This window comes from Streptomyces sp. NEAU-YJ-81 (assembly GCF_017592595.1).
Taxonomy (GTDB): Bacteria; Actinomycetota; Actinomycetes; order Streptomycetales; family Streptomycetaceae; genus Streptomyces; species Streptomyces hygroscopicus_B.
Window position 1 is genome coordinate 87,353 of the sequence record NZ_JAGFNO010000013.1, and the last position, 20,760, is coordinate 108,112.

Annotated in this window: 17 protein-coding genes; 1 reads left to right on the forward strand and 16 read right to left on the reverse strand. The window is 70.0% G+C overall.

Going from position 1 to position 20,760, the window contains the following annotated elements; all coding sequences use genetic code 11:
- Positions 1 to 33: 33 nt before the first annotated feature.
- The 16 genes from J5X86_RS26260 to J5X86_RS26335 form a co-directional block, all read right to left on the reverse strand.
- Positions 34 to 447, reverse strand: a complete 414-nt coding sequence (locus tag J5X86_RS26260; protein WP_208519189.1) for a GPW/gp25 family protein — start codon at positions 445 to 447, stop codon at positions 34 to 36.
- Positions 444 to 788 carry a hypothetical protein gene (locus J5X86_RS26265; RefSeq protein WP_208519190.1) on the reverse strand — a complete coding sequence of 115 codons (345 nt, stop codon included), beginning with the start codon at positions 786 to 788 and terminating at the stop codon, positions 444 to 446. Before J5X86_RS26265 ends, J5X86_RS26260 begins: the two co-directional genes overlap by 4 nt.
- A gap of 36 nt (positions 789 to 824) precedes the next feature.
- The gene (locus J5X86_RS26270) at positions 825 to 1,358 is read right to left on the reverse strand and encodes a phage baseplate assembly protein V (RefSeq protein WP_208519191.1); all 534 of its coding nucleotides are present in this window, start codon (positions 1,356 to 1,358) and stop codon (positions 825 to 827) included.
- Between the two features lie 30 nt (positions 1,359 to 1,388).
- Complete coding sequence (locus J5X86_RS26275; protein WP_208519192.1) at positions 1,389 to 2,528, reverse strand: hypothetical protein; 1,140 nt, start codon at positions 2,526 to 2,528, stop codon at positions 1,389 to 1,391.
- A complete protein-coding gene (locus J5X86_RS26280; RefSeq protein ID WP_208519193.1) occupies positions 2,518 to 2,895 on the reverse strand; it encodes a LysM peptidoglycan-binding domain-containing protein in 378 nt (125 codons plus the stop codon). The genes J5X86_RS26275 and J5X86_RS26280 overlap by 11 nt, the downstream gene beginning before the upstream one ends.
- 3 nt (positions 2,896 to 2,898) lie before the next feature.
- Complete coding sequence (locus tag J5X86_RS26285) at positions 2,899 to 3,585, reverse strand: hypothetical protein (RefSeq protein ID WP_208519194.1); 687 nt, start codon at positions 3,583 to 3,585, stop codon at positions 2,899 to 2,901.
- Positions 3,582 to 4,289: a hypothetical protein gene (locus J5X86_RS26290; RefSeq protein ID WP_208519195.1), complete on the reverse strand. Its 708-nt coding sequence runs from the start codon at positions 4,287 to 4,289 to the stop codon at positions 3,582 to 3,584. Before J5X86_RS26290 ends, J5X86_RS26285 begins: the two co-directional genes overlap by 4 nt.
- A 23-nt stretch (positions 4,290 to 4,312) precedes the next feature.
- Positions 4,313 to 10,951, reverse strand: coding sequence for a DUF4157 domain-containing protein (locus J5X86_RS52060; RefSeq protein ID WP_279595396.1), 6,639 nt, complete (start codon positions 10,949 to 10,951; stop codon positions 4,313 to 4,315).
- The gene (locus J5X86_RS26300; protein ID WP_208519196.1) at positions 10,948 to 11,241 is read right to left on the reverse strand and encodes a hypothetical protein; all 294 of its coding nucleotides are present in this window, start codon (positions 11,239 to 11,241) and stop codon (positions 10,948 to 10,950) included. Before J5X86_RS26300 ends, J5X86_RS52060 begins: the two co-directional genes overlap by 4 nt.
- Positions 11,232 to 13,574 carry an ATP-binding protein gene (locus J5X86_RS26305; RefSeq protein WP_208519197.1) on the reverse strand — a complete coding sequence of 781 codons (2,343 nt, stop codon included), beginning with the start codon at positions 13,572 to 13,574 and terminating at the stop codon, positions 11,232 to 11,234. Before J5X86_RS26305 ends, J5X86_RS26300 begins: the two co-directional genes overlap by 10 nt.
- 8 nt (positions 13,575 to 13,582) lie before the next feature.
- Positions 13,583 to 14,491, reverse strand: coding sequence for a DUF4255 domain-containing protein (locus J5X86_RS26310; RefSeq protein ID WP_208519198.1), 909 nt, complete (start codon positions 14,489 to 14,491; stop codon positions 13,583 to 13,585).
- A gap of 4 nt (positions 14,492 to 14,495) precedes the next feature.
- Complete coding sequence (locus J5X86_RS26315; RefSeq protein ID WP_208519199.1) at positions 14,496 to 15,239, reverse strand: hypothetical protein; 744 nt, start codon at positions 15,237 to 15,239, stop codon at positions 14,496 to 14,498.
- A complete protein-coding gene (locus J5X86_RS26320; RefSeq protein ID WP_208519200.1) occupies positions 15,232 to 16,104 on the reverse strand; it encodes a hypothetical protein in 873 nt (290 codons plus the stop codon). Before J5X86_RS26320 ends, J5X86_RS26315 begins: the two co-directional genes overlap by 8 nt.
- A gap of 85 nt (positions 16,105 to 16,189) precedes the next feature.
- Positions 16,190 to 16,714 carry a phage tail protein gene (locus tag J5X86_RS26325; RefSeq protein WP_059144851.1) on the reverse strand — a complete coding sequence of 175 codons (525 nt, stop codon included), beginning with the start codon at positions 16,712 to 16,714 and terminating at the stop codon, positions 16,190 to 16,192.
- Positions 16,715 to 16,721: 7 nt separating this feature from the next.
- Positions 16,722 to 18,569, reverse strand: a complete 1,848-nt coding sequence (locus J5X86_RS26330) for a phage tail sheath C-terminal domain-containing protein (protein WP_208519201.1) — start codon at positions 18,567 to 18,569, stop codon at positions 16,722 to 16,724.
- 493 nt (positions 18,570 to 19,062) lie between these two features.
- Positions 19,063 to 19,635, reverse strand: coding sequence for a DUF6817 domain-containing protein (locus tag J5X86_RS26335; protein ID WP_208519202.1), 573 nt, complete (start codon positions 19,633 to 19,635; stop codon positions 19,063 to 19,065).
- Positions 19,636 to 19,815: 180 nt separating this feature from the next.
- Between J5X86_RS26335 and J5X86_RS26340 the strand changes: the two genes are divergently transcribed.
- Entirely contained in the window at positions 19,816 to 20,745 is a 930-nt protein-coding gene (locus J5X86_RS26340) for a LysR family transcriptional regulator (protein ID WP_208519203.1), read from the forward strand.
- Positions 20,746 to 20,760 lie beyond the last annotated feature (15 nt).

The window sequence follows — 20,760 nt, forward strand, 5'->3', positions numbered from 1 at the left end:
TCAGTCCGGCCCGCGCAGCGCGCCAAGACACGCTCATGCGGACCCCCTCCCCTCGAACACCTCGTCGCGCAGACTGACGGTGGCGCGCACCGCATACCGCAGATGGACACGCACGACGTTCTCCTCACTGACCACGTCCAGGGACTCCACCTCGATCAGCTCGCCCAGCCAGCGCTGCAGCGACGCCTGGACGGACAGCTCGACGGCGGAGGCCAGCTCGGGGCTGTTGGGCGTGAAGACGAGGTCGAGGAGGCCGCATCCGAAGTCGGGCCGCATGACGCGCTCGCCGGGGCTGGTGAAGAGCAACTGCTCGATCAGATCGCGTACGTGGTCGTCGTGGTCCGCGTGCGCGGTGCGTCCGCGCCGGTCGATCCGGAACGGGAAGGCGATGTCGGTCCGTACCGTGCGGGCCCTGCCTGTCCGTGTCCTGCCGGTCCGTGTCCTCATCCGCACCTCACCCCTTGCCGCGCGGCGGAGACGACGGGTGACCCCTGCGGCACGAGCCCCGCGCTGAAGCACTGTGCCGAGGAGGTGTCGAGCAGGACGGGCACGCCGTCGATCAGCACCGTGTCGCGGTCCGGAAGCCACCGGACGGTGGTGCACGGCAGCGGGACGCGGTCGACGGTGTGCGGGCAGCCGACGACCGTGAAGACGTCGTCGGCGGATGGCATGGGCTGCCCGTCGAGCCGCACACCGGACGACGGAACGGATGCCGCCCGTACGCGTCCGCCGTGCGGGCAACTGATCACGGCGGTATGGCTGACGAGATTGCCGGAATTCCCGGACACGTCCCTTGTCCCTCCCCGTTCTCGTGCTCTGGCTGGTTATCGCTTCTTGGGCACGGTCAACCGGCCCTCGTTCAGATCGACCTGATCTCCGACCAGGGAAACCGACGCGCCCTGGCCGTTGTCCATGTGCACTCCGGTCGCGTCGATCTTTACGAACGCGCCGCCGGGCGCCTGCAGCAAAATGCCTTCGGCCGGAACGTCGGACATCACGATCTTGTGCTTCCCCGGTGTCTGGATCACCACGGGGTGCGCGGTCGCCGGATCGGTCCGCGCGTCTTCCGGGAGCTGCTCCCTGGCCCCGAACCAGCACCCCGTCCAGATGGGGAAGCTGGGGTCTCCCTGCTCGAACTCCACCCACACCCCGGCCCCGACGGACGGCACGACGTACTGCCCGGCGGGCCGTAGCTGATCCCCCGTGAAGGGAAAGCAGGGCATGGCCCAGGTCGACGGCTCATCGCCGAGGACATCGGGCACCTCGACGGTGATCCGGCCTATTCCGAGCGGGTCCTGGTTGTCCCGCACCCGGCCCCGGAATTTCCCGAGGAAGCGGTTGTTGGGCGTGGCCGCCATAGGGGCTCCTGCTCTGTCGTCTTCTGCGGCCTAGGGCCGAACGGTGTCGCTCCGGGCGATCAGCCCTTCGCGGGTGAGCGTGAAGTTCTGCTGGAAAGAGCCGGGCCGGAGATGGTGGGTGACGGACTTGACGTAGTAGTCGCCGTCGTATGTGCGTCCGGCGCCCCGGACGCCGACGAGCTGGCGTGGCTGGAGGATGTACCCGTGCCGATTGACGTCCAGCGAGCCGGAACCGGAGATGGCGTCGGCGGAGACGGCGGCCCGCGCCAGAGCCTCGGCCTCGGCCTGCGCCCGGTCCTTCTTGGCGGTACCGGAGAGTGTCTTGCGCTTGAGGGCAGGCGTGGCTCGTTTGCCCAGCGGCGGCCGGAGCGGGCTGATGTCGGGCTGGGCGAGGAGGGTGGAGGTGCGGGTGGCCGGGTCCTGCCAGCGGGCCTGGGGCTCCTCGCGTGCGGTGCCGTCGTAGGCGAAGGTCAGCTGGTCGACGGTGGAGTTGACGTCCATGTTGACGCTGAGGGCGTGCTGAGGCGTCCCGATGCGCTTCTCGGGGCCCCAGTAGGCGGTGGAGACCCCGGCGACGGGCCCGGGGATGAGGTAGAAGACGTAACCATTGGCCTGCGCGAGGTCGGTGACGTACTGCAGGTCGGTGCCGGTCTGGTAGTCGACGCGGCGTTGCGCGTTGGGCGGCTGGAGGATCTTCTCCTCGATGACGTCGGCCTCGATCCCGTAGTCGGTGTACTTCGAGAGGACGCGGCTGACGCGCTTGAAGGGCGGGAGGTTGGGATAACGGTCGGTCCGCTCTTCGAGGTCCATGAGGAGGGTGAGGTCTTCGCCGGTGACGGTGAGTGTCGTCTGCCCGGGCTGATTGCTGGCCCCTATTTCATGGCGCACGATAAGCCCGTCGAGGAGGACGATCGGCGTGCCCTTGACGGCGGCCGTGACGATCACGCGGGTGCGGGGGTCGAAGAACCCCTCGGGGAGCAGCCGGTCAATGATCGCCCCCTTCTTGGTGAGGTCGAACGCCATCTGGAAGCCGCCGCGTTCGCCTGCGGTGGTGGTGATCTGCGCGGACAGCAGCGCCTCGGTGACCTCGGGGGGCACGGGGCGGGTGAGCTTGGGTCCCATCCGTAATTCGAGGTGAATGGGCCCCTGCCCGACGGGCTCATCGGCCATGGCGCCCGCCCCCTCCTCCCGGGAACCCATTGGGGATCTCGATCTCCTCGCCCGGCTCGGCGGTCAGCTCGCGAGGGTCGAGGACGGGGTTGGCGTCGGCGATCCGCCACCAGGCGGCGGGGTCGCCGAAGTAGCGCTGACCGAGGTGGTCGGGGCGCTCGCCGCTGCTGACGGTGTGGGTGGTCTCGGCGTCCTCGGGGGATTCGCTGAGGGGCGGCAGCAGCAGCCGCTTGACGTACCGGACGGCGGTGCCATCGGGCTGGGTGTGGATCCCGATCTCGGCGTCGTGGTAGCGGCTGGAGCGGGGGTAGGGGTGCGCCCCCGGAATCGCGTCGAGCGCGCTTTCGTACGGCTGTGGCTCTGCCATCTGCTAGACCCTCCCCAGCCCGATGTCCCCGCTGTTCAACCCCAACGCACTGAGCGCTCCCCCACGCGCCGCCGCGGCGAGCCGCTCCTTCTGCGCGAGATGCGCGAGATAGAGCTCGGCCCCGCGGTGGCCGGCGGGCAGGTCGCTCACGGTGAGCACCTTCAGCCCGATGCTGAGGGATGCGCGGATGGGGTTGAGGTTGACGTCGAATGCCGATTCGTTGATGGACAGCTCGGTGATGCGGACCGGCATGACGCGCTTGCTGCCCCAGGTGAAGAGGGTCAGCGGCATCTCGATCGGGCTGATTTCGATGGTCCCCTTCTTGGACAGCCGCATGGCGTCCCGCAATTTGGCGGTGGTCGGCTGCACGAGCATTTCGAGCGTCGCGAGCTGCGGGTGTATCCCGTCGGGCGCGGCCACCTCGAACTGATCGGTCGCGTCGATCTCCGCCGTGAACTTCCACGTCTCCTGCGCGGGGCCCTTGAGGCGGAGCGCCTCGTTCTTGTCCCCACTTCCGCTGCCGCCTCCGCCGCTGTCGGCTTGGTCTCCGGCGGATTGGGGGGAGAGGGAGCGTTCTAGGGTGTCGGGGTTGAACTGGAGGATGATGATGCGTTGGGGGGTGCCGCGGTCGGGGTCGACTAGGACTATTCCGGAGCGGATGGGTTTGGGGATGTCGGCGTAGCGGGTCACAGGCGGGCCTCCCAACGCTCGATCAGCGGGCTGTAATCCAAATCAGGAAAGAGCTGGGCGAATACATCGAAGCCGTCGCGCAGGCTCTCGCCATACTTCTTGAAGGGGCGCTTGGTGAATGAAATATCCGCAAACAGATACTGCCAACCGTGCAGTCCTTTACTGAGAACGAGGGCCTCCATGTAGGTGTTGTAAGTGAGATCCAACTTGAAGAAGCCTGGTGGGTACGGCGGAAACTGTTTGGACACTAGGTCCTGAAACCAGACGTCAAGCGAGGGCGATCCCGGAGCCATGTGCAGATACGTCATGAAGCCCCTGCCGGAGTTATAAGCATTGTCAATGTAACGCAGTTCTGCAGCGAAGTCCTGCTGGAACTCGTCGGACAACATATCCGCCATAAGACTGGGGCCTTGACTCAGAATGTCAAGCGGCGCCGGCACTCGGTACTCCCCCGAAAGTTCCGGAAGCGGCGATACGGACTCCCAATGGACGGCTATCTCGGAGAACCTAAGAGACGTTTCGAGCATCTCTGGGGCCAACCTCAGATTGCCCCAATTCGGATTGAACGCGTCCAGTGGGCGAATGTCGCCGAACCCTAGGCCTACGCCACCCAACGCCTCATCGATCACTTCGATCGAATCGGCGGAGCGCAGCTGCGCCATGGACGCTATGTGACGCTCTTCCAGTTCGTTAAGAGAAGTCATGGGTCTGCACCTTTCACGGACGCCTACTCGATCTTGAATACGCGACCGTAGTTCTTGTCCATGCGTTCCAGGTAGTGCCGCAGGCGCTTGATGTGCTTGCCCGTGCTCGGGACGATATATTTTTCGATCTTCTCCTTCATATCTTCAAGATCCTCGAAAGGCCGCGACACGAACACCGCGAGTACGAGCTCATCACTCTGTCCCAGAACACCTCGTACGTTGATGTAGCTGCTTTCAGTGTTGATGTTGATCTTTGGGTGCTTTTCCGTTGGCGGCTCCGGAAACTTGATCAACGGGGAGGTCTTCCATTTTTCAGACTTCCACTCGGACCGACTGCTGCCGTCACCTTCCCCAGTGTGCTTGTAGGTAGCCCAGCGCCCCTGGAGTACCCGCGGGAAGCCGGGCGGGTATACGCCGTCTGCGTATTGGGAGGCCGGGCCTTCATAAAGGGAAAGGTCAACCTTGTACCAGCCGGGCACCTTGTCATCTTCATCGGCATCAATGCCGAACGCCTGCACCGCTCCGCTCTCGAATGCAGGGAAGAAGCCTCTGTTGACGTAGTTGTGCGCGGGCACCATATTCGATCCCGCGCGGGGACCTCCCAGGCCTATAGGGAGTAGATGCATCGCATCCCACCTGAAGTCACCGGCCACATTTTGGAGGTATTTTTGTCCTGGGACCTTCTTTCCGGTGGCACCCCGGCCATATATGTGCCGGAAGCCGACTATGTTACGCGCCCGCGCAGCGACTCCCGAATGCGGGGGCTCGCCACCTTCGGCCCAATCTGGATTGATGAACTCATGCTTGAAGGACACCGGTAGCTGACCATCGACGAAGTTGCTACGGGGGTCAGGCTTGGGCAGTATCAGCGGCTTATCCCGGTCCATGGGGCCTTGCCCTCCGGTGCGCTCCGACACCCCATCGCCAGCCTCCATGGGCCCGGGGTTGAGTATGGCCTGGACCGTGAATCTGTCTCCGCCTTGCTTATACAGACTGGTCAATCGGTACCAGCGACGGAACTCGGCGAGAAGGCTGGCGTGCTCCCGCGCAGTCATACCAGCCCTAAGCTTCTTTTCGATCCGAGGCCGAATACGGCCAACAATCTTACGCAACTGCGCTTCTTTAGAGTCTCTTGAGTTCTCTTCCTTTTTCTGTCGGTCCTTCTCCGGCTTCGACTTGGGCCGGCCCGGGCCGCTCTTGCCGGGATGGGGCTTGCGCTTGTTGGGGCCATTCTTGTTCGGTCGCCTGCCGGGGCCGTCCTTATCGGGTTTGGGCTTTCGGGTACCTGGCCTGTCGCCGTCCTTGTCCGGCTTGGGCCTCTTACCGTCGTCTTCCTTCGGCCTGGTGGGCTTGTCGCCGTCCTTGCCGGGCTTGGGTTTCTTCGAGTCGTCCTTGTCGGGCTTGGTCGGGTCCTGGTCCTTAGGGTCCTTGGTCGAGGGCTTGTCGTCGTTCTTCGGCCTGTCCTCGGAGCCCTCGTCGTCCTTGGGGGTGCCCGGGGTTTTGTCGTCCTTGGGGTTGGGCTTCGTCTGCGGCTCGGGCTTCGGCTTGGTCGGGGGTTCCGGCTTGGGCTTGGGTTTGGCGGTGGGGGTTGGGCGGGTGTCCGGCTTGTCTTCTGTCGGGTCCTTCGGCTTGCCGTTCTTGTCCTTTGTCGTGGGGGCCGGGGTCTTCGTATCGGACGGGCCGGGCTTGGGTTTGCCGGGGGCTCCGGGCCTGGTGGGTTTGGTCTGCGGCTGAGTTGTGGGCTTCTTGAGGTCCGGCTTCGTATCGGGCTTCGGCTTCGTCGTGGTTGGCGTCGGGCGCGTTGTGGGGGCGGTCGTCCTGGGCGGGGTCGGCTCCTGCGTTTTCTGGTTGCCGGGCTTGCCGGCCCCCTCGTCCGCACCGCCCTTGCCACCTGCCCCGTCCTTGCCGCCCTTGCCCTGGCCCAGCTTCGCGGCGATGTTCTTGAAGCGCCGGCCCACCTTCGCGACGTACTTGCCGATCCCCGACAGCAGCGCCTCGTAGGCCAATTCGAGGAGCGCCACGATGCCCGCCGCGACCGCCTTCGCGAAGAGGATGCCCGCGCCGCCCATGCGGACGGCCTTCAGCCAGTCGAGGACCGCGCCCATCGCGCGCAGGATCTCGCCGAGTGCGCCGATGGCCGTGCGGATGGCGTCGATGACGGCCATCACCCAGCCCGCTCCCGGGATCAGCTTGGCGATGACCTTGGTGATGACGATCTCGCCGATGATGAACGGGAGTTGGGGGACGATCGCGTCCCACGTCTCCTTGACGATCTGCTCCAACGTGAAGCCGCCCTTGAGCAGCCTGTCCAGGACCGCCTTGGGGACTCCGATGATCTCTTCGATCTTGGACTGGAACCAGTCCTTGACGGCCGACTTGACCTCGCGGAAGAGGTGGTTCTTCGCGCCGTCCACCGCCGAGTTCTTCGCGCCGCTCAACCAGCCGCCGGGGTCGGAAAGGAAGTCGACCGCGATGAGCATGAACTCGCCGAGTGCGCCCAGCATCTTGGAAGCGAAGTCCAGGACCGCCTTGACCGCGTCCACGACGGCCTTGACCACGTCCAGCAGCATCTTCTTCAGGACGTCCAAGATGCTGCTCAGCAGCTTACCGAGGGCGTTCAGCAGGTCGGTGATGGCCTGCTTGAGCATGGTGGCGAGCTTGTTGACGAGGGCGATCGCGGCGTTGATCAGGCCGGTGATGAAGTTCCGGATGCGCTTGGCCAGGTCGACAATGGCCCGCACCATCGCCTTGGCGAACTCGATCAGGTCGTTGATGAAGTTCTTGATCGCGTCGACGATCGCCTTGCGGGCATCGTTGATCCAGCGCTCGACCGTCTCCTTGAAGTTCTTGATGAAGCCAACGACCGCGTCACGCGCCTCCTTGATGACTCGGACGATCGCGTTCTTGATCTCGATGACTTTGTCTTTGATCCAGTCGAAGGCCTTGGAGACCCAGTTGCCCGACTCCTGGGCGCTGTCGTCGCGCTTCTTCTCGGCGTCCCGTTCGGCCTGGTCGCCCTTGTCCTGGATCTTCTTGTCGCTGTCGTCCTTCTCCTTATCGACGTCCTTGTCGGTCTGCTCTTCCTTGTCCTTGACGTCCTTGCGGATCTTCTCGTGGCGCTCGGTCTTCTTGTCGCCGAGGGACTGGAGCTCCTTGTCCTGCTCGGTGCGCCAGTCCGTACGTTTGGCGGTGACCTCCGTCATCGCCTTCTCGCGCTCGCTCGCCTGACTCTTCGTGTTGGTGGCGATCTCGGCGTCGACCTGCTGCTTGTGCTTCTGCTGACCGTCCCGGAAGTCGCGGTCCTTGGTCTGCCGCCCCTCGGACATGCCCTTCTGGCCGTCGGTGAACGCCGCCTGGAACTGCGGTCCGCGTTCGTGCTCCGCCACTTCCGAGGCGGCCTCGGGAGGGACGGCTCCCGTCGTCGCGCCGCCGCCGGACGCACCGCCGCCCCCGCCACCTCCCTGGCCGGGGACCTTCGCCTCCATCTGCTCCTTGGGAGCGTTCGGATAGACCTGGTCCTCGCCCATCCCACGGCCGGCGTCGTCGCGGCCCGTGTTGACGGTCTCCTGGCCCTTGGTGTCGACGGCGGAACCCTGCTCACCGGCCGTCTGGTCGGCGGCGCCCTGCATCTGCACGCCCGGTGCGTTGCCCGCCTGGGCCTTCTTGAGCGCTTCGTCCTTGGTCGGCAGGCCGGCGAACTTCGCGGCCAGCTCCTGCGGGTCCACTACGGGTTTGTCGGCGCCGAAGACGCTCGCGATCCCGTTCACGATCTTGCCGCCGATGAAGCCCAGGGCCATCTTGAAGGTGTCCCAGCCGCCGGGCTCCTCGGCCTTCTCCGCCTCGATCTGGCCCTCGGGCGGCTTGTCGCCCGTGACCTTGGCGTCTTCCTTCTCCGGGGCCTCGGACTTCTGGGCCGGATCCTGCGAGTACTGGGCCGGGGCGTCGGTGTTCGGCTTGCCCTGGAGGGTCTGCGGGGCGCCCGCCGGGCGCTGCATCGAGGGCGGGGAGGCGGCAAGCGCCTTGTGGTCGTCGCCGACGGTACGGTCCACCGAGCCGCTCACGCCGGTCATGGCCTGCAGCGCCACATGGGGCTTGAGCTTCGAGGCGGTGGACAGGCCCGCTTCCGGGGACACCTGGGAGAGGTTCGGGGCCGGGCCGGAGCCCTTCTTCTTGCCCTTGGCCGGTGCGGACGCCTTACCGCCGCCACCACCGCCAGCACCGGCTCCGCCACCGCCGCCGCGCGGTGTCTTGGCGGCCGGTGCCGACTTGGGCGCCGCGGCCTTTGCCCCGGAGGCGGCCTTGGGCGCCGGTGTCTCCTTCGGGGGCGCGGCCGCAGGCTCGGCGGTCTTCTTAGGTTCCGGGGCGGACGGCGCCGACTCCGCCGCCGGGGCCTCCGTGGGCTCCGTCGGCGCGCTCTGCTCGCTCTGCGCCCCGCTGCTCGCCCCGCCGGGCGTATCCGCGTTGGACCCGCCCGTGAGCTGCGTGTCCCGCGCGGGTGAGGGGGACTTGGCATCCGCCGTAGGTTCGCTCTTGGCCGCCGACTCCGCGTCTGCCTTCTTCTGTTCCCCCTTGGCCGCGGGCTCCTGCGCCGCCGCCTGGCTCCCCGCGGCCTGTTGGGACGCCTTCTCCGGCGCACCGCCCGACTTGTCGCCCGCCGCAGGAGTGCCCTTCTCCTCCTTGGCGGCCTGTTCCTGGACCTCGCTGCCGCCCTCGGACTTGCCCGCGGCCTCCTGCACCGTCGTCTGGGCGACGACGGGCCCCTCCTTCGGGTCGGTGCCGTTCTTCGGATCACGCGTCGCGGCCGGTCCCGGCCGACTCTCGGCGACCTGTTCCACGTCGAGGCCGCCGAGCCCACCGGCCCCCGGAGCGCCGTCGTCCCACTCCACCGACGGCTCGGTGTCGGCGGCCGAGTCCGCGGTGTCCTCATCGGATTCGGCGTCCGCCGCCTCGTCCTCGGCGTCCTCCGCGTCCCGTTCGGCCTGCACCTTGTCGGCCTTGGTCACCGGTGGGGCGGGGAACGACGGGACGGGAGGGGTGGCGGACGAGGAGGGGTCGAGCGTGTCCGCGGTCGGTACACCGGACACATCGAGGTCCTGCTCCGGCAGGAAGTCCTCCGGCTGGAGCTTGATGTCCCAGGCGCTCTTCTCCTCGCCCCCTACCTCGACCTCCGACTCACTGCCGGAGCCGAACGGATCCTCCTCGGCCCGCTCCTCCGGACCATCCAGATCCTGGGCACGCACGCCGTCGAGCGTGGAGAACGCGCCGGGCGACTGGGTGTCCTTGCCGGACACCGTCGGCGAACCCGTGGGTTTGTCCGCGCCCCGCTTGTCCTGCTGCTTCAGCTGCTGACCCGCCACGAGCGCATCGGCCGCGCCCGGACGGTTCCTGGCCGCCGACTCCTCCTTGCTCGACGTCGCGACGCCCTGCTGGTCCTGCCCTTCCTTCCCCTCGCCCCCTGCCTTGCCGTCCTTGGCGTCCTTGCCCTTCTCGGAGCCCCCGGACTTCCCACCCGAGGACGAGGAAGAGGACGACGACGGCTGCTGGGACGGGGACTGGGGCGCGGCGGCCGGTGCCGCCGAGGCCGAACCGCCGGACTTCCCACCCGACGAAGAGCTTCCGCCCTCGCGCCCCACGTCGGCGCCCGGCCTCTGCTCCTGGCTCCCGCCCTGGCCCTCCTGCTCGGGCGCACCCCCACCGTTCTGCGGCGTACTGCCCGGCGCGCCCTCCTCCGCGGGCTCGTCCTTCTCCGGACCCGGCGCAGGCGCGGGGCGCTGCTCCTCCTCGCGCCGCTCTTCCGCCCTCCGCCGCCCCGTCTCGCGCTCGAACAGCAGCTCCTCGACCGGATCCGGCTCGACGTCCGGGGCGGCCAACGACTCCCGCTCCAGGTCGTCGTCCGCCTCGATCTCGTCGACGAAGTCGAGCACCCGCTCGTGCTCCGAGCTGAGGAGCCTGGTCTCCAGGCGGTCGAGGACGGCGTCCTGCACCTCGTCCGGCATCCGTGCCAGTTGCATACGGGTGCGCTTGGAGCGGTCCTCGGGGTCGCCGCGCAGGGAGCGGATCACGCCGCCCGCGAGGCGGTCGACCAGCGTCGCCGGGTCGAGCTTCTCCATGCGGTTGCGGTCGGCGTCGACCGTGGCGTAGCGGAGCCAGCCCGGGGTCGTGGACTTCTCCGGCGCCACGCCCGCTTCCGGTTGCCCGCCGCGGACCAGTTCCTGCGCCGCACCCTCCGCCTCGCGCTCCATCGCGTCCTGCGGGAGGCTCACCGCGCCCAGGTCGCGGCCCGCGCGCAGGGCGCCGAGGCCGTGGGGGTTCTGGACGGTGTGCAGCAGTTCGTGGGCGAGGAGGCGCTGACCGTCCGCCGTACCGGGGCGGTAGGTGTTCTCGCGGAAGAAGATGTCCTGGCCGACCGCCACCGCGTCCGCGCCCAGCAGTTCGGTGAGGTGGCCGGCGTCGCGGTCGGTGTGCAGGCGGACCTGGCCGAGGTCGTGGCCGAGCTGTTCCTCGAGGTCGCGCCGGACGCTCGGGTCAAGGGGCTGCCCCGCACCGCTGACGATGTCCTTGGGCTCGGGCGCACGGGCCTTGCCGGTCCGCTCCTTGCGCTTGCGGCGCTTGGCGGACTGGGACGCGCGGTCGTCCTGGGCGGCGGACGGTGTGTTGCTCATGTCCCCTCCCGCCCCCTTCCGGACAGGCCCGCGTGCACGGCCCGGGCCAGGGCCTCGCCCAGCCGGGCCGGAGAGGTGGTGGCGGGGAGCGGGGGCAGGTCGGACAGGGCCTCGATCGCCGTGCCGTCCCCGGCCGCCGCCAGCGGTACGCCGCGCTCCCGCACCAGCCGGGCCAACTCCGTCTGGAACGCCACCGAGACCCGGTCCGGGTCGATCCCGGCGCCGAAGCCGGACAGCGCCAGCTCGCCGATGTCCACACGGACCGCACGCGGTTCATCGTTCAGACCCATCCGTGGACCTCCGAGGGCGTGAGCGAACGGTCCAGCTTCTGGTACTCGGTGCGCGCCGCCGCCAGCATGTGGCGCATCTGAAGGCGGTCGCCCTCCTCGGCGGCGAGGAAGGCGCCCGAGAGCGCGATGTTGCGGATCGAGCCGCCCGCCACGGTGAGTTGGGCGAGGCGCTGGGGGTCGATGTCCTTCATCGGCGCTTGGGCGGGGAGCACCCGGCGCCAGATCTCGGCGCGCTCGCTCTCTCCGGGGAAGGGGAAGTCGACGACGAAGCGGATCCGGCGCATGAAGGCCGGGTCGAGGGCCTTCTTCATGTTGGTGGTGAGAATGGCCAGGCCCCGGTACGCCTCCATGCGCATCAGCAGATAGCTGACCTCCAGGTTGGCGTACCGGTCGTGGCTGTCCTTGACCTCGCTGCGCTTGCCGAACAGCGCGTCCGCCTCGTCGAACAGGAGCAGTGCGCCACCGCGCTCGGCGGCGTCGAAGACCTTGCGCAGGTTCTTCTCGGTCTCGCCGATGTATTTGCTGACCACCTGGGAGAGGTCGATGATGAAGAGATCCAGGCCCAGCTCCTTGGCCATCACCTCGGCGGCGAGGGTCTTGCCGGTGCCGGAGCCGCCCGCGAAGAGGGCGGTGACGCCGAGGCCGCGGCGGAGTGTCGCGGCGAAGCCCCACTCCTGGTGGACGGTGGCGCGCTGCCGCACATGGGCGACGACCTCGCGCAGGATCCGCGACTGGTGATCGGCGAGCACCAGATCGTCCCAGGCGGCCTCGGGTTCGATCCGCCGGCCCAGCTCGTCCAGGCCGATGCGCGCCTCGATGAGCCCGGCGCGCCAGGCCAGTTCGGTGGGGTCGAGTGCGTCGGTGTCAGCGTCGGGGAGCTCACGGCGTACGGCGGCGGCCGCGGAGCGGATGACATGGGGCGGCAGCTGGAACTGGGCGACCAGCGACCGCAGATGGCCCTCCTGGATCCGCGGAATGTCGGCGAAGGCGTCCGCCCAGAGGGCGAGTTGTTCGGTGTCGTCCAGCCCGGGCACGGTGACGCGCTCGCCGCGCGGGCGGCCGGTCGGGCGCGGGTCCGGGCTGGAGACGACGAGGGGCACGGCGGCGGCGGCGATGAACGCGTCGGTGGCGGCAGTCTGTTCCCGGTCCATCTCGCCGACCTCCAGCAGGAGCGCGGCGGGCAGCAGGACGGCCTCGCGCTGCCAGAGGCGGGCGAGGCGGTCGCGCTCGGCCGCGTCGGTGGGGACGTCGTCCGAGGCCATGACGTACAGGGCGAGTCCGGTGCGGCGGGCGGCCGTGGCGGCGATGTCGGTACGGGTGGTCAGGTCGCCCCCGACGAGTTCCACGCGCAGCGGGGCCTCCGGGCGGGACTCGTTCCAGCCCGCTGCCACCTGGTCCGCCGCCCGTCCGTAGGAGGGAGGCAGGGTCCGCGGGGCCTGCGCGCGGCGCAGCAGCCCGTGCAACCGGGCGTCGAGGTAGGGCGATCCGGCCAGGAAGTGCAGGATGCGCTCGTCGATCCGCAGCCGGGAGGTGGTGAGCCGGGTCTCGTCGTCGAGCTCCGTCAACCGCCAGCGGCGGAGCGGGGACACGGGGGTGAGCGCGCTCCAGTGCGGCTCGTCGAGCGCGGCGAGGGCGAGCGAGAAGGTGGGGTACGTACGCGTCGGGTCGCCGCTGGCGGCGGCGCACCGCGAGGCGGCGGTGGGGTCCAGTTCGGCCGCCGCCGCCAGCAGGACGAGCTGGCGCTCGAAGGTGCTGAGGCCGAAGCAGGCCACGAGCGCGTCGAGGGTGGCGGGGCCGGATATCGCCTTCCGGGCGGGGGCGGGATGGGTGGCGGTGCGCTGGTCGCGGGGTCCTGTGGGGGGCGGCTGGGCGGCGGTGGCGAGGGCGTCGTCCGAGGCCGCGGAGGGGCTGTGCGTACGGTGCCCGCCGGAACGGGAGCTGTTGGGTGCGGGCCCGGTGGTCATCGCCTGGGACCTGGTCCGTTGAGGCGTATGGCCGTCGTCGGCGGGGGTGGTGGGCTCGTCGGTGGTGGCGGCATCGCGGGGTGCGGTGCCGCCGGAACGGGAGGCGCCGGGCCGGGAGCCGTTGGAGGTGGCGCGGCGCGCGTGGGCGTCGACGCGGGCCAGCACGGCCTGAACGGCGGCGGCCAGGGCCTGTCCGTCCTCGGCCGCGATGGAGTCCCCACCCGCGATGGCGCCCCCGCGCATGCTGGAGTCCCCACCCGTGACGGAGTCCCCGTCCACGATGGCGTCCCCACCCGCGACGGCATCGGCGGTCGCCGATGCGCGGCCGTCCCGCGTACCCATGCTGTCGTCCACCCCCTTCTCCCCCATCGCGTGCCTCAGCTCTCCGTGTCCTCGGAGCGCCCGCCGGGGCGCCGGGGCGTGGCCTTGCGCGTACGGGCGGGCGAGGCGGAAGACTTGGCGGCGGCGGTCTTGGTGGTCTTGGTCGCGGCCGACTTGGTGGCGGCGGCTTTGGCGGCGGGTGTCTTGGCAGCGGCCGTCTTCGCGGCGGCGGGACGCTTCTTGGTGGGCTTGGCGGGTGCCGCCGTGTCGTTCTCCGTCGCCGCCTCCGCCCGGGCGGGCTCCTCGGACCCCTCCGGCGCCGCATGCGGCAGAGTGGGTGGCTCCGGCGCTCCCGGCGCGCCGAAGGGCAGCACCCGCACCGTGGGCCGTTCCACCGGCTTCGCCGGGACCGGCTGCTCGCGCCCCTCGATCAGGACCAACGAGCCCTGGTAGCAGACCGACAGCACATACGGGGTCTGGTAGAGCATCCCCCAGAGCTTGGAGGTCTCGTCCACGTCCATCTGCGTCGGTGTGAAGCGCACCCGCTGCAGCGACTCGGCCAGGTCGCTGCCCGCCAGATACGGGCGCCGGGCGGCCTCCTCGATCACGTCCTTGGGCAGCATCGGTATCTCGTGCAGGGTGCGCACCACACTGCCGATCAGGCGCTGCCCGACCAGTTCGGACTCCTCCCCGTACGCGCTGATCAGGTAGTGCAGATCCATCGCCGCGGCCGGTCGCTTGAGCAGCGTGCCGTCCGAGGCCCGGGTGGGCAGGTCGGTGGCGCGCATGGAGGCGTTCGGGGTGACCTGGTAGAGGAAGATGTTGATGGTCGGATCGGTGGGCGGCTCCGTCGGGGGCCTACGGGTGTCCACCGCGACCGCGATGTCGATCTCGGGCCGCAGATTGTTCGCGATCAGCAGCGCGAGGGCCTGGGTGACGGTGGCGAACGCGAGTCCGTTGCTCATGGTGTCAGTCCCTCCTCTCGCCGCGCGCCAGGTAGTCGTCCAGGCTCAGCGCGGGTGCGCGCCGTCCCGTCGGTCCTGGGCGGGCGGGCGCGGCGCGGTCGGCGCCGGGCGGGGCGGCGGCGGTGACCTCCAGCCGCCCGATCTGGACGTGCACCGTGCGCTGGGCGGTTCGGCCGCGGCGCCGCCCGGCGGGGAGCCGCGTGGCATCCCGGCCCATGGCGGCGTCGGCCGCGCGGGGCGGCAGTGGCGCGGCGGCCACCGCGGGCCACACGCCTCCGGACGGCGGGCCGGGCCGGGGCCCGGCGGCGGCCGGTGCGGCGCCGGGCGCCGGGGACGCCGTGTCGCCCCGCCGGGTGGCCGGGGTGTCGGGGGCGGCCGGTTGCGGCCTGACGGTGATCTGAGTGCTGGGGAGCAACAGCGGTGCCGGGGCCGGGGGTTCGGCGTACCGCTCCACGTCCTCGTACGGTGTGGGCTCGGCGCGGACGACGGTGTGCCGGTCGGTCCTGACCTCGCGCTCGTGCCGGACCACCTCCTGGTGGCGGTCGGCCGCGGGTGGCGGGGCCACCCGAGCGGGTGCGGGCTCCTCCGGCAGCGGCTGTTCTCCCCCCAGCGCCTCGATCCGCTCGTAGGGGCCGGGCAGCCGCGGCCGGGCCCGGACCGGGCGGTCGCCGGCGCCGCCGCCCGCCGCCGGCCCGGGCGCGGGCACGGGGGCGTGCCGCGCGAGCAGCCGGTCGAAGAAGTCAGCCATCTGCGCACAGCTCCAGGTAGTAACGGCGCCGCAGCGGGCTGAGCGCCAGGATCTGAGGCTCGCTCCAGCCGTATGCGGTGGCGAGCAGGTGGACATCGAGGAGCAGGTCCCGTGCCCAGTGGTCGAGTTCGGCCCACAGGTAGGAGGCGATATCCAGCTCGGCCCGGGTGGCCTCACCGCATTCGGGGCAGGCGACGTTGAGCGTCACGTCGGCCGCCGGGTCGGCGTGTTCGGCGGCCTCGGCGAGCTTCCGCTGCACCGGCTCGGGCAGTTCGGCCACCGGGAGGCGGTCGGCCGGGACGGGCTGCCCCGCACGGTGTACGGAGACCAGACAACGGGCGAGCAGGGCCCGCCGGGCGCGGGCCGCGGCCGTGGCCGCCTCGGCGGCCTCGCCGCCGTCCGCGTCCACGGGCCCGCCCCCGCCCACGTCCTCACCCAGGAGTCCGTCCCCGGGCCCGCCCCAGTCGCCCGCCGCACGACCGCCCGCTCCGGCCACCGCGTGCGCGGCCGCTTCGAGGTCGGCGACGGTGGGCAGCCGGAACTCGACCGTCCACTCGCCCTCCTCCACCCGGAGCGGCCCGTCCCGCTCCCGCGGGCGCACCCCCAGGTCGCGGGCGTCAAGGTCGAACTCCATGGCCTCGCCGCACGCACCGCACTCGGCCCGGATCTGCATCCGCTCGCCGAAGAGCACGCGCCGCAGGGCGTACAGGTCCGCCTCGCGCTCGCCCACCGGCAGCGACCGCAGTTCGTCCGCGGCGGACTCCGGGCGGGCCGCCCGGTGCAGCAGCAGGGCGCGGCCGGGGCCATGGTGCGCCAGCCCCGCCTCCCAGATGGCCAGCAGCTCCGCGGGCCCCGTGTTCCCCATCTCTCAGGCCGTCCGCTTCCCGTACCCGTGACCGTCGCCACGCCGTAGCCGTAACCGTCGCCGTCCCCCGTCCTCCGTCCCGCGCCTACGCGGGGTGGGTGAACGAGGGCTCTTCCGGCTCCGGCACCTCGTAGTCCCGCTCCCAGCCCTCGCACTCCAGCTTCAGGCTCTGGATCGCGACCGCGTTGGCGTTGGCGTCCAGCTCGCCGAGCACCTGGTACTCGCTCGGCCAGGTCCGGTAGAGCTTGTGCGATACGGCGACCTGGCCCGCCTCGTTGAGGACCTGGATGACGATGTCCTTGCGGAAGTCGGCGAGCGAGACCTCGGAGCCGAGCCCCGCGCCGACCTGCCAGACCTTGTTGGCCCAGCGGTCGAACTCGGGGTCGTGGGTGACGCCGCGCTCCAGGGTGATCCCCTCGAACTCGGACCGGCCCGGGGACTTGCGGGGCGAGCTGGGGTCGCCGCCGTTGCGGTGCTTGACGACCTCGGTGGTGCGCTTCAGCGGACTGATTTTGCTGATGCCCGCGACCGTACGACCGTCCCAGAGGACCAGAAACTTAAAGTTCTTGTACGGGTCGAAGCGATGGGCGTTGACCTGGAACTCAGCCATCACATTCCTAAATCTCGAACTGTCCGGCCATCTGCTGGATCTTGACGATCACGAACTCCGCGGGCTTGACCGGCGCAATACCGACCACGACATTCACGATGCCGTTGGCGATGTCCTCGTCCGTCGTCGTGTCCTTGTCGCACTTGACGAAGTACGCCTGACGCGGAGTGCCGCCCTTGAACGCGCCCTTCTCGAACAGCGTGTGCAGATAGCCGGAGGCGTTCAGCCGGATCTGCTGCCACAACTGCTCGGTATTGGGTTCGAAAACGACCCATTGCAGTCCGCGGCGCAGGCTCTCCTCGATATGCAGCGCCAGCCGCCGTACCGGGACGTACTTCCATTCGCTGTCGAGCGCGTCGGCGCCCCGCAGCGTGCGGGCGCCCCAGACCAGCGGGCCCACCACCGGGAAGGTGCGCAGGCAGTTGATGCCCAGCGGGTTGAGCAGTCCGTTCTCGCGGTCGGTGAGCTGGACGCCGAGCGAGTACACCCCGGCCAGCCGCGCCTCGGTCCCGGCCGGTGCCTTCCACACGCCGCGCTCGCCGTCCGTACGGGCGATGACGCCCGCGAGTGCCCCGGAGGGCGGGAAGGCGCGCAGCCGCCCGGTGAGCGGGTCGGTGAGCCGCAACTGCGGGAAGTACAGCGCGGCGTGGTCGCTGCGGACCGGCTCGAAGGCGCCGATCCCGGCGCGGGCCGCGTCCACGCTGCCCCAGGCGGAGGGCGCGTCGACGAGCAGGAAGATCCGCCGCTCCCGGCACAGCCGGTCGGCCGCCGACAGCACGGTGACCATGTCGCCGACGGACTCGTACCCGGCGAGCTCGGGCAGCGACAGCAGGTTGACGTCCTCGATGTCGCGCAGCGCCTGCAGGCCGGTCTTGTCCGCCTCGCTGCCGATGAGGTCGCGAGGGCCGGGCGGGGCGCCGTCCTCGCCGCCGGACAGCGGGAAGACGGGCGGGTTGACCGATGCCTCCAGGCCAAGGTCATTGGCGCATTCGCCCAGGAAACGCACCACGTCGTCGGGGTCGATGGAGCCGGCGACGACCTGGAGGCGGCGGCCGAACGCGGTGACCTCGGTGCCCGCGAAGGCGTGCTTACCGGGCGCGTCGGGAAGTGCGCGCAGCTTGCGCTCCAGGAGCAGGGCCAGCTCGGTGACGTCGCACGGAGCCTCGCCGTCGCAGTCCGGGTCGTACAGCGTGAACGACCGCTCCACCTCGCCGATCTTGACCGTCAGCTCGACGCCCAGATCGGGGAGTTCGCCCGCGAACGGCTTGGAGACCGTGCCGGAGGGGTCCGGCCGGCCCTCGCCGACGGCCTTGACCCGGATCAGCGACGACCCGGCGTTGATCACGGTCTCGGCGTGGCGGCCGTGGGCGGGATCCATGGACAGGTTGGCGAAGGACTCCCGGGAGGTGCCCCGGGCGTCGAGCACATGGAGGTTGAAGGTCTCCTCCGGGCACGGCGTGTCGTAGTCGACGGCCAGCCGCAGGCCCGAGCCCCAGTGGCCGGGCTCCTTGGCGTGCACCTCCAGCACGGGGCATTCGCTGTGGCCCTCGGTGGAGTCGAGGGTGACGCAGGCGGCCTTGCCGGTGCCGGCCTTGGTCACGCGGACGACGACCGCCACGGCGCCGCCGTTGCCGAAGAACTGGTGCACCGCGTAGCCGACCGCGCTCTGCGAGGTCAGCCCCCCGAAGCGGCGCTCGAAGTCGGCGAAACTGGTGATGCGCACCGGGGTGTTCAGCGGGCCCCGCCGGGTGTGGCCCACGAACGCGGTCACCGAGGTGGTGACCGAGGCGATGGTACGGACACTGCTGGGAAGCTCTTCGATGTAGACACCGGGATAGCCCGCGGGCGTCGGCATTCCCCCTCCATTCTCTTCAGCGCATCAAGAGATGAGGAGGGGAAGTGAAGATCACACGCGCGGATTTCCCGCCGTGTACACACTATCTCCGTATACTTCCCCCGGTCGCACGCCCCCGCGAAACCGGTATCGCAGGATTCGGAACGTCGCTTGCGGCTCCTGATGCGTGAGTGCGCTTTGAGTCTCCGTGCCGGGCATGATTCCGGTCAAGACATTGATCCGGTCATCTCTTTCACGGTGAATTACTAGATCGTTTTGCGGTCTCCACAAAGTTGACCAAGCTATTACCGTGCGCGAACGCTCCCTGCAATTCGTGATCACGAAATTCCGGCCGGAGCGCGCGGACGACGAGAACGAGCCGAAAAGGTGAACGGTGCGGCGCGCCGTTTTGCGGTCCCGCGCTCCGGGCGTTATCACACCCGCGCCCGCGGGCCGCACGCCTGGTGACCAGGACGTCGGTCGTGCGCGGGGCCCTCAGCCGTGCGCGAGGTCCTCAGTCGCGGGCGAGGGGCGACGGCGCGAGGACCGCGCGCCCGTCCAGCCAGGCGGGCCGGCTGAGCAGCGGGCGGAAGTGGGTGAACAGGGCGAGGAGTTCGGGTCCACGGCGCTCCCGGAGGGCGGGGTCCCGGCGGGCGAGGTCGAGTTCATTGGCGGCCGACAGCTCGGCGAAGTCCCGGAGCAGCCGGGGTTCCGGGGTGTGCGCATGGCCGGTGAAACGGTCGTGGAAGACCACGTCGGCGTCCCCGAGCGCCCGACACGTGGCCTTACGGTCGCAGCTCGCGTAGAGGTACACGATGGCTTCGGCTTCCGCGCCGATCACCGCCACGAGTTCGCCGCGACGCCCGAGGGGCAGCAGGGTGACGGGAAAGCCGTCGGTTCCGTAGAACGCGTGGCACAGTCCGGCGAGTTGGAGTTCCGGACGGGCTCCCCAGGCGGCGAGCCGGGCCCGTACGCGCTGGAGGTGGGCGAGGAGGGTGCCGCCGGGGTGGGCGATGCGCGCGGCGCCCAGGCGGAGCAGAAGCGTGACGGCCCGGTCGGCGGCGGCAGGAGGGGGAGCAGCAGGCACAGGTCGGGTCCTTTCGGTGCTGGGCAGGTCGGCACCCGTACCGCACCGGCACTCGGTCCGGATCCTCGTGCGAGCGCCGTACGGGTTGCCGCCTGAGCCCTACAACGATCGTCGCGACCACGTGCCACCCCAGTCAATCCTGGGGATTGCTCGCCAACTCCAAGCTCTAACTTGGAGGTTATGACTCTGGATGATCTGCGGGTGTTCGTGGCCGTGTGCCGCGCCGGAAGCCTCAGCGCCGTGGCCCGGGAGCTGACCTGCACACAGTCGGCGGTGAGCCAGCGGGTGAAGCGGCTGGAACGCGAGACCGGCGTCAGCCTGCTGGAGCGCCAGCCGCGCGGTGTCGTGCCCACCCCGGCCGGGCGCATTCTGTGCGAGGCCGCCGCCGACGGGATCGCCGGGCTCGATCTGGCGCTGCGCCGCCTGAGCGACCTCGTGCACGGGGAGAGCGGTTCCGTGCGGATCACCACCGGCAGCACCACCGTGCGGCACTTCATGGCCGAGGCGATCGTCTCCTTCCGCCGCCGCTATCCGAACGTGAACCTGGAGTTCCAGACCGAGAGCTCCAGCCGCGGCTGCCTCGACGCGCTCATCGCCGGCCGGCTGGATCTGGCCTGGATCACCCTCGGCGCCCCGGTGCGCGGTGTCGAGCAGCGGCCCGTGGCCGAGCTGCCCTGGGTGCTCGCCATGCGGGCCGGGGATCCGCTCGCGGCCCGGTCGCGCGTGGAGGTGTCCGACCTCGCCGGCGTCCGGCTCTTACGGCTGCCGCCGAACTCCACCTCCGGCGGGCGCCTCCACGCGGCACTGGCCGAGCTGGGCATCCGGGCCGGCTCCGATACCGGCGTCGCCGACTGGGACACGGCCCTGCTGCTGGCCGAACTCGGCCTGGGACGCGCCGTGGTGCCCGCCCTGCCGGGGCTGTCGGTGCCCGGGGGCGAGGGGCTGCTGCGGCTCGTCCCGATCCCCGCGCTGCCGCCGCTGCCGGTCGGCTGGGCCGCACGCCGCTGGGACGCGCTGCCGCCGCTGGCCCGGGCCTTCGCGGACACGGTGGCCCGAACCCTGAGCGAAGACGCCTCCCCCGAACGGCCCTCCGCCCGGCCCGCCGAGTGATCATTTTCGGACTTC